Raw genomic sequence first — 15,288 nt, forward strand, 5'->3', positions numbered from 1 at the left:
CCGGAGCCGACCCGAAGGACGCAGCCCGAAGCCGGCGCGATCCTCAGCTCTCCGGGGCGTCCTCGATCGGATCGTAGCGCGAGGTGTCGAGGCCGAGGAGCGAGAAGCTCTGCTGCATATGGGCGGGGAGCGGCGCGGTCACGTCGATCGGCTTGCCCGTCCGCGGATGCGGCACGACGATGCGGCGGGCGAGGAGATGGAGCCGGTTCTGGATGCCGCCGGGCAATTCCCAGTTCTCGACGTTGAAGTATTTCGGGTCCCCGACGATCGGATGGCCGATATGGGCCGCATGCGCCCGGAGCTGGTGCGTGCGGCCGGTGACCGGCTTCAGCGACAGCCAGGCGAGCTTCTGCCCGGCCTGATCGACGACGGCATAATAGGTCAGGGCGTGGCTCGCGCCCTCGGCGCCGTGCCTGGAGACCGCCATCCGGCTGTCCGCCTCGCCCAGCTCCTCGCGCGCCAGATAGGTCGAGATGCGGCCCTGCCGCGTCCGGGGGACGCCGGCCACCAGCGCCCAGTAGATCTTCCGTGTCGCCCGTGATCTGAAGGACTTAGCGAGCGCGGTCGCGGCGAACCGCGTCTTGGCGATCACGAGGCAGCCGGCGGTGTCCTTGTCCAGCCGGTGCACCAGGCGCGGCTTCTGGCCCTGCCTGTCGCGCAGCGCCTCGAGCATCCCGTCGACGTGCCGCTTCGTCCCCGATCCGCCCTGCACGGCGAGGCCGGACGGCTTGTTGATCACCAGGACGTCGTCATCCTCGTAGAGGGCGTTCTGGCGGAAGAAGACCGCGTCCTTCGAGTCCGCATCCGCGGCACGGGCCGCCGGCGGCTTCGCGTCGAGCCTCAGCGGCGGGATTCGGACCTGCTGGCCGGATTCGAGCCGGTCGCTCGGCTTGGCGCGCTTGCCGTCGATGCGGAGCTCGCCCTTCCGGACGATCCGCTGGATATGCGCGAAGGAGAGATCCGGGAAACGAGCGGTGAGAAACCGATCGACGCGCATCCCCGTCTCGTCCGGTGCGACCGCCACGGTCTGGACCCCGTTCGCAGCGGACGCCTCCCCGAGCTTCTGCCCGGCACCGTCAGCCAGGGCCGGAGCTTCGGCACCGGGCCGCTCGGCGCCCCCGGACTCCCGTACCGACGAAGGGGGCCGCGGGCCGAGCGGCCGGGCCCGCGCTTCCGTCCGCGGCGATGCCGGGCGGCCGGCGGCGCGTCCACCCGGACGTGGCCGTCCGGCCCTGCCGCGAGGCTCGCTGCCGCCTAGTCTCGATCCCTTCATGCGACATCCCTAGCATCGCCCAGGCCAGTCGGCCATGGATGCCTCACGCGAGCCCGCGCAGCAGGGCGAGCCCGAGCGCGAGCGCCCCGATCGACAGGATGATCGAGCCGGCAACATAGCCGGCCGCGAGAGCCGCTTCACCACGCTCCCAAAGCAGCATGGCATCCAGCGAGAAGGCCGAGAAGGTCGTGAAGCCGCCGAGAATGCCCGTCGCAACGAAGAGCCGGACCGGCTGCGCCCACCCGGCCTCCACGCGGAACGCCAGCCAGCCCGCAATCAGGCCCATCAGGAAGGAGCCGACCACGTTGACGGCGAGCGTCCCCCACGGGAACGCCGTTCCGCATAGCCTCGCGCAGCCGAGATTGACGCCGTGCCGAAGGGCTCCGCCGATCCCGGCGCCGACGAAGACGAGCAGCGTAGCCTGCATCGAGAAGCCGTAGCCCGAGCCGGGCACCGATCCAAGCGGGGTGCATTGAAGGAACCCCGCGTACGGCGCTAGGTTCGGACCCAAAGGGACGAGCGATGACCCAGGCCAAGGAAGCGGACCCCCGCCGCGCCCATCACGACATGGGCGGCGTATCGAAATACCTCTGCGAAGGCGTCGACACCGAGCCGCACGCGTTGACGGATTTCGACAAGCAGGTCGATGCCCTCCGGCAGATGCTGTCGCTGAAGGGCCTGATGACGGTCGACGAGCTCCGGCGCGGCATCGAGGAGATCCCGGCCGACGCATACGATCGCCTCAGCTACTATCAGCGCTGGATCCGTTCGATGACCGCCAACCTCCTGCGCAAGGGCGTGGTGACGGAGGCGGAGCTGCGCGCTCGACTGGAAGCAGAAACGTGACGGCCTTCGCGCCCGGCGCCCGCGTCCGCGTCAAGGATGCCTGGCCGGAGGCGGACGGCCCCGTCCATATCCGCACGCCGCATTACGTCAGAGGCGAGACCGGTACGGTGGTGCGTCACCTCGGCGACTTTCCGAATCCGGAGGACATCGCCTTTGCGCGCCCGGCTGCGACGCGGGCGCTCTACCATGTCGCGTTTCCGCTGAAGCAGCTCTGGCCCGACGCCAGCGGTGACGAGCTCGTGGTGGAGATCTACGACCATTGGCTGGAGGCAGCATGAACGTGCTCGAGGCCGAGAGCGGCGCGCTCTTCACGGCGCTGTCCGGGCTGCTCTGCGAGAAGGGGCTCATCACACCGGCCGAGCTCGCCGAACGGGTCGCAATCACCGAACAGGCCTCGCCGGCACAGGGCGCCCGCATGGTCGCAAAGGCCTGGATGGACGAGGATTACCGCGCGCTGATGCTGCGAGACGGCACGGCGGCCGCCGAGGCGGTCGGGGCCTTCATGCGGGGCTCGCCTCCCCTTGGCGTGCTCGCCAACGAGCCGGGCCTGCACCATCTCGTCGTCTGCACGCTGTGCTCCTGCTACCCTCGCGCCGTGCTCGGCTATCCGCCCTTCTGGTTCAAGTCCTCCGCCTACCGGGCGCGCGCCGTCCGCGACCCGCGGGGCGTGCTCGCCGAATGGGGGACGGTGCTCCCGGCGAGCACCAGGCTGCGGGTCGTCGATTCGACCGCGGACTACCGCTGGATGGTGCTCCCGATGCGGCCGGAGGGCACGGAGGGCTGGTCGGAGGAGGCGCTCGCCGCGCTCGTCACCGAAGGGGACATGATCGGGGTGACGGTGCCCTCTCCGGGCCGCAGGCCGGGCCGCGCGAGCCTGCCGGCGCGGTAAGGGCGCAAGCTCGAACGACACGCGATCCTCGCGGGCTTAAACTGTCCTTCACCGTACTGACCTAGCTCGGTGTCTCGGAGAGACGCGCGATGCGGGCATTGCTGGGATTTGCGACGCGGCGGAAGGACGCCGTCCGGATGAGGGCGCTGGACCCGGCTCCGCTCGCTCCTGCCTACCCCCAGACCGTCACGCCGCCCCAGCCGTCCCGCTCCGATCTCGACGCCGACACGCTCGATGCCGTCGAGGAGGACGTTCTCGAAGGCATCCGCCAGGTCACGTCCGCCGTCGAGCGGGCCGCGCGGGACTCGGCCGGCGCGGAAGCGGAGCTCGGCCGGATCAGCGATGTCGCCGCCGAGCTGCGCGCCGCCAGCCGCGACGCGGCCGCCCAGAGTGCCTCCCTCGCCGCCTTGATCGAGGAGTTCGCCGGGAGCGCGGGTGAGATCGACCGCGCCATGCAGCTCGCGCAGGGCTCGCTCGCGGAGGCCGTGGCAAGCTCCCGCAGCGCCGAGGAGCTGATGGCGGCCCTCGTCCAGGCAAGCACCGAGATCGTGTCGATCATCAACACGGTGGCGGCGATCGCGCAGCAGACGAATCTCCTGGCCCTGAACGCCACGATAGAGGCGGCACGCGCCGGCCCAGCCGGACGCGGTTTCGCGGTCGTGGCGGGCGAGGTCAAGGCACTCTCCGTCGAAGCGGGCCGCGCCATCGGCGACATCCGCGGCCGCATCGACAATGTCCGTCAGAGCGCGACCGCCTCCGCCGAGGCCATCCAGCGCGTCGTAGCCAGCGTGCGCGACGTGGAGCCCATTTTCGGAATGGTGCGTTCGGCTGTGACGGAGCAGACCTACTCGATCGGGCAGATCGCAGAACGCGCCGTCGAGAGTTCGTCCTATGTCGACCAGGTCAACGCGCGGGCCGAGGCTGCGAGCGCCGCGGCCAGGGCCGCGACGGCGCGCGTCACCCATGCGCATCAGGCGCTGTCGGAAGCCGACGCGCTGGCATCCGGGCTGAAGCGCCGCTTCGTCACCGTGCTCCGGCACAGCACGGTCGGAGACCGACGGCGTACCCACCGTTTCCCGATCGAGCTCCCGGCCCGGCTCCTGTCCCCGGGCCGGCTGCCCGTACCCGTCAGAACCATCGATCTCGGGTCGGGCGGCGCGCTCATCGCCTGCCCGGCAGAGACGAGCTTGGACTCCGAGAACCTCGCCGTGGAGATCGGCGACCTCGGCCGCTTCCCGATCCGCGCCGTCGGCCGCTCCACCCTCGGCCTTCATTGCGCCTTCAAGGACATCGAGGCGGCGACCCAGCAGCGTCTTGCGGCTCTGCTCGAGCGGACCGAGCGCGACTACGCGCCCATGATCGCGACCGCCCAGGGGGCCGCCCGCGAGGTGAAGGAAGTCCTGGAACGGCTCGTCGGCTCCGGGCGGCTCCCGAAGGCGGACCTGTTCGCGGCCTCCTATCACGAGATTCTCGGATCGAACCCGAAGCAGTTCGACAGCCCGGCGACAGCCGTGCTGGAAGCGGAGCTCCCCGTGGTCCTCGAGCGCGTCATGGCCTCGGACGCGAATATCCTGTTCTGCATCGCGGTCGACCGGAACGGCTATTGCCCCGTCCACAACCGCCGCTACTCGCACCCGCAGCGCCCGGAGGATCCGCTCTGGAACATCGCGCACAGTCGGAACAAGCGGATTTTCGACGATCGCGCAGGCATCACGGCGGCGCGCTCGATGCGGGCCTTCCTCGTCCAGTCCTATGCGCGCGACATGGGCGGCGAGACGGCCGTGATGACGCGCGAGGTGGATGCTCCGATCCGGCCCTTCGGACGCCACTGGGGTGCGCTCCGGGTGGGGTATGCGTATTGACTGCCGGCCCTTTCAGCGCCGCGCGACCCGTACGCGGCATGTTGCGGGCGTCGGGCCGGGGAGCGGCAGGTCGGCCCGAAGGCCCTTCGCGCGCCGCTCCTTCGACCAGGCGAGGAGCGAGGTCGCCATGCTGGATAGCGAATGCTGCTCGATCGGGTTGCCGCGCAGCGTGTCGAGCCGGATCGTGCGCACGAGCGGATCGCATTCCCGCGGCGGATCGAGCTGCTGCAGGAGAAAGCGCGGATAGGACAGGATCTCGCCGCGCTCGTACAGCCGGTCGATGCCGAGCCCCTGTGAGTTCGCCGCGACGAGCCTCGGGTCGAGGTCCTCGATGCCCGTGACGAAGCTCGGATCGATGGCCGAGACCCGGCGGACGCGCCCGTCACGGAACGCCGCCTGCTGTGCCAGCCCGCCGCCGAGCGAGTGCCCGATCGCCACGATCCGGGTGCGCCCCCGGACGAAGCAGCGCTCCCTCTCGATGACCCGGACGAAAGCAGGCGTGTAGTCCTGCACCTGGTCGTACTGGTCGTAGAGCGGCAGGAGGCGGAGCAACCAGCGCAGGTTGGAGAACCAGTCGTCCGCCGTCTGCCCGTCCGTCCCGCGGAACACGATCGCGGCCTCCGGACACACGCGGCCTGCCTTCACCCAGACCTGCACGCCGAGGCCGGGCAGCGGCGCCTGGCAGCCTGCCCGGCCCGGCGGGCACGGGAAGGATTCTGCCTCCTTCTCGGCATAGATCCGCCGCCAGCGCTTCAGGCGGGCGATGGCGTGATCCGTCAGGCCCTCGACATCCCGGCATGGATCGCCCGGGCGCCGCCGCGCCGCGCAATAGGTATCCGGCCCGACATCGAAGGGCGGGGCGACGCGCATGTCGTAGAGACTGTCCGCGTAGCTCTGGTCCGCCAGGAGCGCGTAATCGAGAAACAGCTCCGCATGCGGCGGAGCGGGTTCGACCGAATGGCGCCCCCCTATGCCGAGGACGAGTTCGTCCCGACCCTGCGCGGGAGGAAGCTGGGCGCAGGCACCGAGCCCGAGCGCCGCCACCAGGAAACACAGCGCCCGCAACGCTCTGGCGGGGAAGCCCGACATGCCGACCTGCGCAGGCCCCTCTGCCAGAGCCGGATCGAGGCTAGCGCTGCGACTTGGCGCTGTCGATTCGCTCCGCCGAGGCCGCAGCGAGACGACGCGGGGTCCCATAGGCCTTCATGGTCATCGCGAGGTCGATCGCCTTGCGGCCCTCCGCATCGACGCGATCCGGATCGGCGCCGCGTGCGAGCAGCAGATCGACGATCCCCGTCCGGTCGAACATCGCCGCGACCATGAGGGCAGTCCGACCGTCGGGTCCGCAGGCATCGACGGCGGCGCCGCCGTCGAGGAGGGCCAAGACCACCCGTTCCGCCCCCTTGAAGGAGGCGGCCGCGAGCGCCGTCTGGCCGCGGTCGTTGTGGCGATCGGGATCCGCGCCGCGCGCGAGCAGCATGGCCACCGTCTCGTGATGGCCGTGATAGGCGGCCAGGATCAGGAGCGTGTCCCCCTTGTCGTTCGTGAGGTTCGGCGGCAGGCCCTGCGCCACCAGTTGCTCGAGTTCCGCGGCATAACCGCCGCGCGCGAGATTGAAGCAGCGTCCCGCGAAGGCGATGGTCGCCTCGTCGAAAGCCGGTGGGTTCTGCGTTTCGCCGGGCATCGCGGAACTCGCGCAAGCATTTTCCGACGAATTGGCCCAGCCCGGCCGACCAGGCAAGCCGCGCGGCGGGCCCGCCGCGGGTTCACGCTTTCCTAAACCCTGGGCTGCATTATCCGCATATCGTGGAAAGCTGCGCATGCTGGGATTGACGAAGCTGATCAGGCTCCGCCGGGACTCGGCGCAGGACGCGGCCCAAGTGGGGCTCGACGCCGTGATGCGGATGGCAGTCCCGATGTTCGTGCTCGACCGCAACGGGTGCGTGCTGGTGTGGAACGAGGCCTGCGAGCGCCTGACCGGCCTTCCGGCCGGCTCCGTCCTCGGCACGAAGGACCATTGGAAGGGCTTCTACGCGGCGCAGCGGCCGTGCCTTGCCGATCTGGTCTTCAACAGGGAGGAGAGCAAGGCGGGCAGCCTCTACGCCGCGCAGGGCCGCTCGGCCGTGAGCGGCGCGCGCAGCGTCGAGAACTGGTGCGACCTGCCGAACGGGAAGCGCCGCTATCTCGCGATCGATGCCTGCCCGATCACGGACGAGACCGGCGCCATCGTGGCCGTCGTCGAGACGTTGCAGGATATGACGGCCCAGAAGGAGGCGCAGGCGCAGATCGAGGCGGCTCGGGCCGAGCAGGCCGAGCGGCTGGAAGCCATTCGCGAGACGATCGGCGCGGGCCTGTCGCGGCTCGCCTCGGGCGACCTCGTCTCCCGGACCGACATCGAGCTTCCGGGCGCGGCAGATGCATTGCGGACAGATCTCAACGCCGCAATCGGCGAGCTCCAGCGCGTGATGGCGAGCATCGTGTCGGCGGTCTCCGTCATCGAAGACGGCGTCGGGAACATCTCCGTGGCGGCGGATGACCTTTCGCGGCGCACGGCCGAGCAGGCCGCCAATCTCGAGGAGACCGCGGCGGCGGTCGATACGATCGCCTCGACCGTCGCCCAGACCGCCAAGGGTGCCCAGAGAGCGCGCGAGGCGGTCGCGACGGCGAAGAGCCGAGCGGAGGCGAGCGGCGAGGTTGTCCGCCGCGCGATCACGGCGATGGGCGGGATCGAGAGCTCGTCCAGGCAGATCTCGCAGATCATCGGCGTGATCGACGAGATCGCCTTCCAGACGAACCTGCTCGCCCTGAATGCGGGCGTGGAGGCCGCGCGTGCTGGCGAGGCCGGGAAGGGCTTCGCGGTGGTCGCCTCCGAGGTGCGCGCCCTTGCCCAGCGCTCGGCGGAGGCCGCGAAGGAGATCAAGACCCTGATCTCGACCTCGACCGGGCAGGTGGATCAGGGCGTGGAGCTCGTGGGCCATACCAGCAAGGCGCTGGAGCGCATCGTCGCCGAGATCGGGGCGGTGAACGATATCGTCGTCGAGATCGCCCGGCACGCGGAGGACCAGGCCTCCAGCCTGCACCAGGTCAATGCCGCCATGCGGCAGATCGATCAGGCGACCCAGAAGAACGCCGCGATCGTCGAGGAGACGACGAAGGCCACCCGCTCCCTCGGCGCGGCCACGGGCGAGCTGAGCGAGCTCATGGGACGGTTCGATATCGGCATCCAGCCGCAGCGATCGCGGCCGCAGTCTGCGGCGCCGCGCCAAGCTCCGGCTCGCGGCAGCATCCTCCGCTCCGGCAGCGCGGCGGCCGTGAAGGTCGCTTCCGTCGCGGTCGAGGAGGAAGACTGGGAAGAGTTCTAATCCTTCGCCGCCCGGCTGCCCCGCCGGGCTGACCGATCCTCGGCCCGCCGCTCCTCGCGCAGTTCCGCCCAACGGGCGAGGCGCTCCGTGATGCGAGCCTCCAGGCCGCGGCCGGTCGGCCGATAGAAGGTCTGCCTTCCGAGCTTCTCGGGCCAGAAATCCTGCCCCGAGAAGGCGTCGGGCTCGTCGTGGTCGTAGCGGTAGCCCGCGCCGTAGCCCTCGCCCTTCATCAGCCTGGTCGGCGCGTTCAGGATGGTCTTGGGCGGCATGAGCGAGCCGTGCTCCTTCGCGACCCGCGTCGCCGCCTTGAACGCCGTGTAGACGGCATTCGATTTGGGCGCTGTCGCGAGATAGACGGCCGCCTGCGCGAGCGCGAGCTCGCCTTCCGGCGAGCCGAGGAAGTCGAACGCGTCCTTGGCGGCGTTCGCGACGACGAGCGCCTGCGGGTCGGCGATGCCGATATCCTCGATGGCGGCCCGCACCAGCCGCCGCGCGATGAAGAGCCGGTCTTCCCCCGCATCCAGCATGCGGGCGAGATAGTAGAGCGCGGCGTCGGGATCCGAGCCGCGGATCGTCTTATGCAGGGCGGAGATGAGGTTGTAGTGCCCCTCCTGCCCCTTATCGTAGATCGGCGCGCGCCGCTGCACGATCTCCTGCAGCTGGGCGGCGTCGAACACCTCGCCCGGCTTGGCGGAGCGCCAGACCTCCTCCGCCAGCGTCAGGGCGGCGCGGCCGTCGCCATCGGCCATGCGGGCCAGCGAGGCGCGCGCCTCCTCGTCGAGCGGCAGCTTCCTGCCCTCGATCTCCTCGGCGCGGGCGAGAAGCTGCGCGATCGCAGCCTCGTCCAGCGCGCGGAAGATCATCACCCGCGCCCGGGACAGGAGCGCGGCATTCAGCTCGAAGGAGGGGTTTTCGGTCGTCGCCCCGACGAGCGTGATCGTGCCGTCCTCCATGACGGGCAGGAAGGCGTCGAGCTGGGCGCGGTTGAAGCGGTGGATCTCGTCGACGAAGAGCAGCGTCCCCTGCCCCATGGAGCGCCGCGCGCGGGCCGCCTCGAACAGCTTCTTCAGGTCCGAGACGCCGGAGAAGATCGCCGAGATCTGCTCGAAGTGGAGCTTCGTCTCGCCGGCAAGGAGACGGGCGACCGTCGTCTTGCCGGTGCCCGGCGGTCCCCAGAAGACGAGGGAGCCGAGCGAGCCGGACTCGATGAGCCGGGACAGGGCGCCATCGGAGCCGACCAGGTGGTCCTGGCCGACGACCTCGGAGAGGTGCTGCGGCCGCATCCTGTCGGCGAGCGGCCGCGGCGCATACTGATCCAGGCGAGCTGCGGCGAAGAGGTCGGACATCCGCTCAATGTCCCCCTCCCCGCCCGGAGTGCAAGCCTTGCCGCGCGAACTCCGTCAGGCTGCGGCGGTGTGCGGCCGTGCGGCCATGCGCAGGCCCACCGCCTGCGCGGCCGCGAGCGCGCCGACGGCGAGGGCCTGTGCCGCCACGAAGGCCGTCCCGAGAGCGTTCGGCGCGACCCAGCCGCTGAGAAGGAGCGAGAAGCTGTCGACGACCCACACGGCGTTCACCACGATGATCGCGACGATCGCGGACCTGGTCGGCGTCGCTGGGCGCGCTACGCGCCAGACCAGGATCGCGAAGGGCAGGAGCAGGATCCCGGCCCAGCGCAAGAGCGGCTCCGGAAGGGCGAGCAGCCGGGAGAGCGGACCGGCCCCGGCGACCATCAGGAGGCCGGTCGCGCCGCTCGCCGCGGCATCCGCAAAAAGAGCGATACGGAGGAAGGCGTTCGGGCGAGAGATCATGTCAGGGCTCCTTGCTGTTGCGGAGCCAGGATCGCTCTGCCCGTCTGGGGCGTCGATTACGCCGGAGGTAATCGTCTGCGGTTCGTCCCTCGGCTAACCTCCTCTCCATGACGAGCATCCGGCCGATCGGGGATCATCTCAGGATGTGGCGGCAGCGCCGCCGCATGAGCCAGCTCGATCTCGCTCTCGAGGCGGAAATCTCGCAGAAGCACCTGAGCTTCCTCGAAAGCGGCCGCTCGGCCCCGAGCCGGGACATGGTGCTGCGGCTCGCCGAGCGGCTCTCCGTGCCGCTGCGCGAGCGCAACCTCATGCTGCTCTCGGCCGGCTACGCACCGAGCTACCCGGAGCGGAGCCTGGACGACCCCGCGCTCAAGCCGGCGCGCGAAGTCGTCGAGCTGATTCTCAAGGGACACGAGCCCTATCCCGCCATCGCGATCGACCGGCACTGGCGGCTTGCCGCGTCGAACGCGGCGGTGGCGCCTCTTCTCGCCGGCGTGAGCGAGCCCACCCTGCTCCAGCCACCCGTGAACGTGCTGCGGCTCAGCCTGCACCCCGGCGGGCTCGCCCCGCAGATCGAGAACCTCCCCGAATGGCGGGAGCATCTGCTCCACCGCCTGCGCGACCAGATCGCGATAACGGGCGATCCGGTCCTGATCCGGCTTCTCAACGAGCTTTCTACCTATCCCGCCCCGCCCGCGGGAGAGGAAAGCAAGCCCGACTATGCCGGGCTCGCGGTCCCGCTGCGGCTCGCATCTCCGACCGGCACGCTGTCGCTCCTCTCCTGCACGACGGTGTTCGGAACGCCGATCGACGTGACCCTGTCCGAGCTGGCCCTGGAGACGTTCTTTCCCGCCGACGCAGCCACGGCCGAGGCCCTGCGCCGGGTTACTTCTGCCTGACTTGCGCCTCGTCCGAGTTGCCTGCCGGAGGCCGATCGGGGATGAGAACCTGCGGCTGCAGGAGATCACGTGACGAGCGACCCGACCCAGCATCTCTCATCAGGCTCCGGCCGGACCGCCTTTGTACGTACCCGCTGGTGGTGGGTTCGGCATGCGCCGGTCCGGAGCGATGACGGACGCATCTACGGCCAGTCGGACATCGCCTGCGATTGCGGGGACACGCACATCTTCGAGCGGCTGGCAGCCGAGTTGCCGAAGGATGCTGTCTGGGTCACCAGCCATCTCCGCCGCACTCACCAGACGGCTTTGGCACTGTGGCAGGCCGGTTACCTCGCGGAGGGTACCGCGCCGCCCGAGCCGATCGTCGTGCCGGACTTCGCGGAGCAGAATCTCGGGGCGTGGCAGGGTCAGGACCGGGCCGGCTTCTTCGCCGACCGGCAGCCCATGGCGGCAAGCTACTGGTTCGCGCCGGCCGAGGAGCGCCCGCCGGAGGGCGAGAGCTTCGCCGATCTCTGCCGGCGCGTCGCAGCCGCAATCGAGCGGCTCACGGCGGAGCATGCGGGGCGTGACATCGTGGCGGTGGCCCATGGCGGCACGATCCGCGGGGCGATCGCGCATGCGCTCGATCTGGCTCCCCAGGCCGCCCTGGCCTTCGCGGTCGAGAATTGCTCGCTGACCCGGCTCGACCACTATTCCGGCGAGACGGGATCCGGCTGGCGGATCGGCGTGGTGAACCGACATGGCTGGCCCGAGGGCGGCCCGGCGCGGCATGCCCCTCAGGGCTGAGGCAGCGAGAGCCCGCCCCCGCCGTCAGACGGTATGGCACCCTGCGGGAGGCCCGGACGGCTCTCGGCATCCCGGGCCGGCCGCCGCGCTTCGCCCCCTCCCGATCGGGTCCTGGAGGCCGGCTTCTCGGCCGCGACCGCCGGCGCGTCCGCGCAGGACTGGAAGGTGAGCGGCCCGAGCAGCACCCGTCCGTCCTCGGAGACGACGCGGAAGCTTGCGGGCAGGTTCTCCTTGCCGCTCTCCCAGGCGATCGAGGAGCCGCTCGCCTCTTCCAGGCGCGCCGGTGCACCCCCCTGACGCATCTCCTCGAAATTCGGTCCGAAAGCCGTCGCCGACCGCCCGTTCACGACGACCTGGAGCACGGTCAGGGTCTCGGGGGAGAGCGGCCGGAGCGGGTTCTCCTCCCGCAGCGTGCCTTTCCGCAAGACCCAGACTCGAACCTTACCTGCCCCGTAGAGCGCAGCGCGCGGGCCGCATTCTGCAGGGGAGCGCGGTTCGGCCGGAACGGTCGGCCGCAACTCGAGGCTCTGGCCAAGCGCGGCTGCCGCGATGGTGGTTGCGGCCAAGGCGAGGGAGGCGATGCGCAGCATGACCGACCCTGTCCCGTCGCCGTCCGGATACCCGCCAGGTGGTGAATGGTGAGCGCGCTGGGACTCGAACCCAGGACCTACAGATTAAAAGTCCGTTGCTCTACCAGCTGAGCTACGCGCTCGGTCCGCGCCAGATAGGGGCATGAGGGGACCGGGTCAAATGCCCCGCCGCACCGTCCCGTCGGAAAGTGCGAGGATTGCGTCGCCATCGGCGGCCTCCGATCGGCACGACGCTCTCGGTCCGGGTGGTGCGCCGCGGATCCAATCGGCCTTCACCGACGCGATGTGGTCGGACAGGCGCCCTTCCTCTATCGCCTTGCGAAGACCCGCCATCAAGTCCTGGTAATACCAGATGTTAGCCCAAGTCAGCAGCACCATGCCCAGGATCTCGCCCGCGCGGACGAGATGGTGGAGATAGGCCCGGGAATAGGTGTTCGCGGCCGGGCAGGCCGAAGCCGGGTCGAGCGGGCGCGGATCGTCCGCATGGACGGCGTTGCGCAGATTCAGCCGGCCGTAGCGGGTATAGGCTTGGCCGTGGCGGCCGGCCCGGGTCGGCATCACGCAGTCGAACATATCGACGCCGCGCCGGACTGCCTCGACGATGTCGTCGGGCGTGCCGACACCCATGAGATAGCGCGGCTTCGCCGCAGGCAGGTGCGGCATCACGGCCTCGATCATGCTCAGCATCACGGCCTGCGGCTCGCCGACCGCGAGCCCGCCGATGGCGTAGCCCTTTAGGTCCAGCCGGGTCAGCTCCCGCGCGCTCTCGACCCGCAGCCGCTCCACCGCGCCGCCCTGCACGATGCCGAACATCGCGCGTCCGGGCTGCTCGCCGAAGGCGACACGGCAGCGCTCGGCCCAGCGAAGCGAGAGATGCATCGCCTTTTCGGCGATCTCATCGGAGCAGGGCAGCTTCACGCATTCGTCGAGCTGCATCTGGATGTCGGAGCCGAGCAGTCCCTGGATCTCGATGGAGCGCTCGGGCGAGAGTTCGTGCCGCGATCCGTCGATATGCGACTGGAAGGTCACGCCGCGCTCGTCGATCTTCCGCAGCCCCGAAAGGGACATCACCTGAAAGCCGCCCGAATCGGTGAGGATCGGCCGCTCCCAGTTCATCATCCGGTGCAGTCCGCCGAGCCGCGCCACGCGCTCGGCGCCGGGGCGGAGCATCAGGTGGTAGGTGTTGCCGAGCACGATGTCCGCGCCTGCCTGCCGGACCTGCTCGGGCAGCATCGCCTTGACGGTTCCCGCCGTGCCGACGGGCATGAAGGCGGGCGTGCGGATCTCGCCGCGCGGGGTCGCGATCGTGCCTCTGCGGGCCTCTCCGTCGGTCGCGGAGACTGCGAAGGAGAACGCATCCGTCACGCGCGCCGCTCCAGGAAGCATGCGTCGCCGTAGGAGTAGAACCGGTACCCGGCCGCGATCGCGTGCCGGTAGGCAGCCTGCATCCGCTCGAGCCCTGAAAAGGCGGAGACCAGCATGAACAGGGTCGAGCGGGGCAGATGGAAGTTCGTCATCATGCAATCGACGGCCCGGAACCGGTATCCGGGCGTGATGAAGATGTCCGTCCAGCCTTGAAAGCCTGCGATCCTGTGATCCTGGCCTGCGGCGCTCTCCAGCAGCCGCAGCGATGTGGTCCCGACCGCCACGATGCGCCCGCCCCGCCTGCGGACCTCGTTCAGGGCCGCGGCGGTGACGTCGTCCACGCTGCCCCACTCCGCATGCATGCGGTGCTCTTCCGTGCGCTCGGCCTTCACCGGCAGGAAGGTGCCCGCGCCGACATGGAGCGTGACCTTGTGCACGGCCACACCTTTCGCCTGCACTTGGGCCAGGAGCTCCGGCGTGAAATGCAGGCCCGCCGTGGGCGCGGCCACCGCGCCGTCCTCCTCCGCGAACATCGTCTGGTAGTCGGTCCGGTCCCGCTCGTCCGCGGGGCGCCGGCCGGCGATGTAGGGCGGCAGCGGAACCTCGCCGAGCGCCGCGACCGCCTCGTCGAGAGCAGGACCCGAGAAGGCGAAACGCAAGGTGATCTCGCCCCCTTCGGTCTTTTCCTCAACTTCTGCATCAAGCTGGCCGAGAAAGCAGGCGATGCTCTCCGAGGCCTCGCCGAAGCGGATTCGCTCCCCGGCCTCGATGCGTTTGGCGGGTCTCGCGAAGGCCCGCCAGCGATCCGGGCCGAGACGCTGATGCAGCATGATCTCGATCCGCGCCGCATGGTCGCCGCGCACCCGGACCCCGCGCAGCCGGGCCGGAACGACCCTGGTGTCGTTGACGACGAGCGCGTCGCCGGGCCTCAGGAGGTCCGGCAGGTCGCGCACATTCAGGTTCCGGAACGGCCCTTCGGGCGGCACCACGAGAAGCCGCGCCGCCTCCCGCGGCTCCGCCGGCCGGAGCGCGATCAGCTCAGCCGGCAGCTCGAAATCGAACGCATCGACACGCATGGTTCCGGCGCGGCGGACGAAGCCGCGCCGTACTCCTTCTGCCCGATGAGATCAGGCTGCGTCGGCCATCACGCGCATGGAGGTGATGCGGTCCGGGTCGCGGACGGGCTCGCCGCGCTTGATCTTGTCGATATTCTCCATGCCCTCGGTCACCTTGCCCCAGACCGTGTATTGGCGATCGAGGAAGCGGGCGTCGTCGAAGCAGATGAAGAACTGCGAATTGGCGGAGTTCGGGTTGCTGGTCCGCGCCATGGAGCAGATTCCGCGGACATGCGGCTCGGCGTTGAACTCGGCCTTGAGGTCTGGGAGGTCCGACCCTCCGGTGCCGGTGCCGGTCGGATCGCCGCTCTGGGCCATGAACCCGTCGATGACGCGGTGGAACGGCACGCCGTCGTAGAAGCCCTGGCGGGCGAGAGTCTTGATGCGCTCGACATGGTTCGGGGCAAGATCGGGACGGAGCTCGATCACCACCCTGCCCTTGGTCGTCTCGAGGACGAGCGTGTTCTCCGGGTCGGCCATGGATAGTGTCCTT

The 15,288-nt window shown here is 69.9% G+C and carries 17 protein-coding genes and 1 tRNA gene; 7 read left to right on the forward strand and 11 right to left on the reverse strand.

What is annotated here, in order from left to right:
- Positions 1-43: 43 nt before the first annotated feature.
- Together HJG44_RS07730 and crcB are read right to left on the reverse strand one after the other, a co-directional pair.
- Entirely contained in the window at positions 44-1,273 is a 1,230-nt protein-coding gene (locus HJG44_RS07730; RefSeq protein WP_171217770.1) for an RluA family pseudouridine synthase, read from the reverse strand.
- A gap of 43 nt (positions 1,274-1,316) precedes the next feature.
- Positions 1,317-1,700: a fluoride efflux transporter CrcB gene (gene crcB / locus HJG44_RS07735; protein WP_171218196.1), complete on the reverse strand. Its 384-nt coding sequence runs from the start codon at positions 1,698-1,700 to the stop codon at positions 1,317-1,319.
- 95 nt (positions 1,701-1,795) lie between these two features.
- Here crcB and HJG44_RS24180 point away from each other — a divergent pair, with 95 nt between their 5' ends.
- The 4 genes from HJG44_RS24180 to HJG44_RS07755 all read left to right on the forward strand — a co-directional run bounded on the left by HJG44_RS24180 (position 1,796) and on the right by HJG44_RS07755 (position 4,870).
- Positions 1,796-2,119, forward strand: coding sequence for an SH3-like domain-containing protein (locus HJG44_RS24180; protein WP_171217771.1), 324 nt, complete (start codon positions 1,796-1,798; stop codon positions 2,117-2,119).
- The gene (locus HJG44_RS24185; protein ID WP_210260982.1) at positions 2,116-2,397 is read left to right on the forward strand and encodes an SH3-like domain-containing protein; all 282 of its coding nucleotides are present in this window, start codon (positions 2,116-2,118) and stop codon (positions 2,395-2,397) included. The genes HJG44_RS24180 and HJG44_RS24185 overlap by 4 nt, the downstream gene beginning before the upstream one ends.
- On the forward strand, positions 2,394-3,008 hold the full coding sequence (locus HJG44_RS07750) for a nitrile hydratase subunit alpha (protein WP_171217772.1): 615 nt from the start codon (positions 2,394-2,396) through the stop codon (positions 3,006-3,008). Before HJG44_RS24185 ends, HJG44_RS07750 begins: the two co-directional genes overlap by 4 nt.
- Before the next feature lie 89 nt (positions 3,009-3,097).
- Positions 3,098-4,870: a methyl-accepting chemotaxis protein gene (locus HJG44_RS07755; protein ID WP_171217773.1), complete on the forward strand. Its 1,773-nt coding sequence runs from the start codon at positions 3,098-3,100 to the stop codon at positions 4,868-4,870.
- Between the two features lie 12 nt (positions 4,871-4,882).
- Here HJG44_RS07755 and HJG44_RS07760 read toward each other — a convergent pair whose 3' ends face one another.
- Positions 4,883-5,959: an alpha/beta fold hydrolase gene (locus HJG44_RS07760; RefSeq protein WP_171217774.1), complete on the reverse strand. Its 1,077-nt coding sequence runs from the start codon at positions 5,957-5,959 to the stop codon at positions 4,883-4,885.
- A gap of 40 nt (positions 5,960-5,999) precedes the next feature.
- Positions 6,000-6,554, reverse strand: a complete 555-nt coding sequence (locus tag HJG44_RS07765) for an ankyrin repeat domain-containing protein (protein WP_171217775.1) — start codon at positions 6,552-6,554, stop codon at positions 6,000-6,002.
- Between the two features lie 136 nt (positions 6,555-6,690).
- On the opposite strand from HJG44_RS07765, the gene HJG44_RS07770 reads away from it, so the two are divergent.
- Entirely contained in the window at positions 6,691-8,232 is a 1,542-nt protein-coding gene (locus HJG44_RS07770; protein ID WP_171217776.1) for a methyl-accepting chemotaxis protein, read from the forward strand.
- On the opposite strand, the gene HJG44_RS07775 is transcribed toward HJG44_RS07770, so the two are convergent.
- Together HJG44_RS07775 and HJG44_RS07780 are read right to left on the reverse strand one after the other, a co-directional pair.
- Complete coding sequence (locus tag HJG44_RS07775) at positions 8,229-9,578, reverse strand: replication-associated recombination protein A (protein ID WP_171217777.1); 1,350 nt, start codon at positions 9,576-9,578, stop codon at positions 8,229-8,231. The two genes, HJG44_RS07770 and HJG44_RS07775, sit on opposite strands and share 4 nt — an antisense overlap.
- A 54-nt stretch (positions 9,579-9,632) precedes the next feature.
- Positions 9,633-10,040, reverse strand: coding sequence for a hypothetical protein (locus HJG44_RS07780; protein ID WP_171217778.1), 408 nt, complete (start codon positions 10,038-10,040; stop codon positions 9,633-9,635).
- A 107-nt stretch (positions 10,041-10,147) separates the two neighbouring features.
- Between HJG44_RS07780 and HJG44_RS07785 the strand changes: the two genes are divergently transcribed.
- A complete protein-coding gene (locus HJG44_RS07785; RefSeq protein ID WP_171217779.1) occupies positions 10,148-10,939 on the forward strand; it encodes a helix-turn-helix domain-containing protein in 792 nt (263 codons plus the stop codon).
- Between the two features lie 69 nt (positions 10,940-11,008).
- Complete coding sequence (locus HJG44_RS07790) at positions 11,009-11,725, forward strand: histidine phosphatase family protein (RefSeq protein WP_171217780.1); 717 nt, start codon at positions 11,009-11,011, stop codon at positions 11,723-11,725.
- Here HJG44_RS07790 and HJG44_RS07795 read toward each other — a convergent pair.
- The 5 genes from HJG44_RS07795 to HJG44_RS07815 form a co-directional block, all read right to left on the reverse strand.
- A complete protein-coding gene (locus tag HJG44_RS07795; protein ID WP_171217781.1) occupies positions 11,716-12,315 on the reverse strand; it encodes a hypothetical protein in 600 nt (199 codons plus the stop codon). The two genes, HJG44_RS07790 and HJG44_RS07795, sit on opposite strands and share 10 nt — an antisense overlap.
- Before the next feature lie 46 nt (positions 12,316-12,361).
- Positions 12,362-12,437, reverse strand: a tRNA-Lys gene (locus HJG44_RS07800).
- 34 nt (positions 12,438-12,471) lie between these two features.
- Positions 12,472-13,680 carry a tRNA guanosine(34) transglycosylase Tgt gene (gene tgt / locus HJG44_RS07805; RefSeq protein WP_346767120.1) on the reverse strand — a complete coding sequence of 403 codons (1,209 nt, stop codon included), beginning with the start codon at positions 13,678-13,680 and terminating at the stop codon, positions 12,472-12,474.
- Complete coding sequence (gene queA, locus HJG44_RS07810) at positions 13,677-14,756, reverse strand: tRNA preQ1(34) S-adenosylmethionine ribosyltransferase-isomerase QueA (protein WP_171217783.1); 1,080 nt, start codon at positions 14,754-14,756, stop codon at positions 13,677-13,679. Before queA ends, tgt begins: the two co-directional genes overlap by 4 nt.
- A gap of 51 nt (positions 14,757-14,807) precedes the next feature.
- Complete coding sequence (locus HJG44_RS07815) at positions 14,808-15,275, reverse strand: peptidylprolyl isomerase (protein ID WP_171217784.1); 468 nt, start codon at positions 15,273-15,275, stop codon at positions 14,808-14,810.
- Positions 15,276-15,288 lie beyond the last annotated feature (13 nt).

This window comes from Enterovirga aerilata (assembly GCF_013044135.1).
Lineage (GTDB): Bacteria > Pseudomonadota > Alphaproteobacteria > Rhizobiales > Beijerinckiaceae > Enterovirga > Enterovirga aerilata.

Coding starts and splice junctions, on each gene's coding strand:
- HJG44_RS07730 (WP_171217770.1), bottom strand. CDS start 1,273: ATGAAGGGATCGAGACTAGGCGGCAGCGAGCCTCGCGGCAGGGCCGGA.
- crcB (WP_171218196.1), bottom strand. CDS start 1,700: ATGCAGGCTACGCTGCTCGTCTTCGTCGGCGCCGGGATCGGCGGAGCC.
- HJG44_RS24180 (WP_171217771.1), top strand. CDS start 1,796: ATGACCCAGGCCAAGGAAGCGGACCCCCGCCGCGCCCATCACGACATG.
- HJG44_RS07750 (WP_171217772.1), top strand. CDS start 2,394: ATGAACGTGCTCGAGGCCGAGAGCGGCGCGCTCTTCACGGCGCTGTCC.
- HJG44_RS07755 (WP_171217773.1), top strand. CDS start 3,098: ATGCGGGCATTGCTGGGATTTGCGACGCGGCGGAAGGACGCCGTCCGG.
- HJG44_RS07760 (WP_171217774.1), bottom strand. CDS start 5,959: ATGTCGGGCTTCCCCGCCAGAGCGTTGCGGGCGCTGTGTTTCCTGGTG.
- HJG44_RS07765 (WP_171217775.1), bottom strand. CDS start 6,554: ATGCCCGGCGAAACGCAGAACCCACCGGCTTTCGACGAGGCGACCATC.
- HJG44_RS07770 (WP_171217776.1), top strand. CDS start 6,691: ATGCTGGGATTGACGAAGCTGATCAGGCTCCGCCGGGACTCGGCGCAG.
- HJG44_RS07775 (WP_171217777.1), bottom strand. CDS start 9,578: ATGTCCGACCTCTTCGCCGCAGCTCGCCTGGATCAGTATGCGCCGCGG.
- HJG44_RS07780 (WP_171217778.1), bottom strand. CDS start 10,040: ATGATCTCTCGCCCGAACGCCTTCCTCCGTATCGCTCTTTTTGCGGAT.
- HJG44_RS07785 (WP_171217779.1), top strand. CDS start 10,148: ATGACGAGCATCCGGCCGATCGGGGATCATCTCAGGATGTGGCGGCAG.
- HJG44_RS07795 (WP_171217781.1), bottom strand. CDS start 12,315: ATGCTGCGCATCGCCTCCCTCGCCTTGGCCGCAACCACCATCGCGGCA.
- queA (WP_171217783.1), bottom strand. CDS start 14,756: ATGCGTGTCGATGCGTTCGATTTCGAGCTGCCGGCTGAGCTGATCGCG.
- HJG44_RS07815 (WP_171217784.1), bottom strand. CDS start 15,275: ATGGCCGACCCGGAGAACACGCTCGTCCTCGAGACGACCAAGGGCAGG.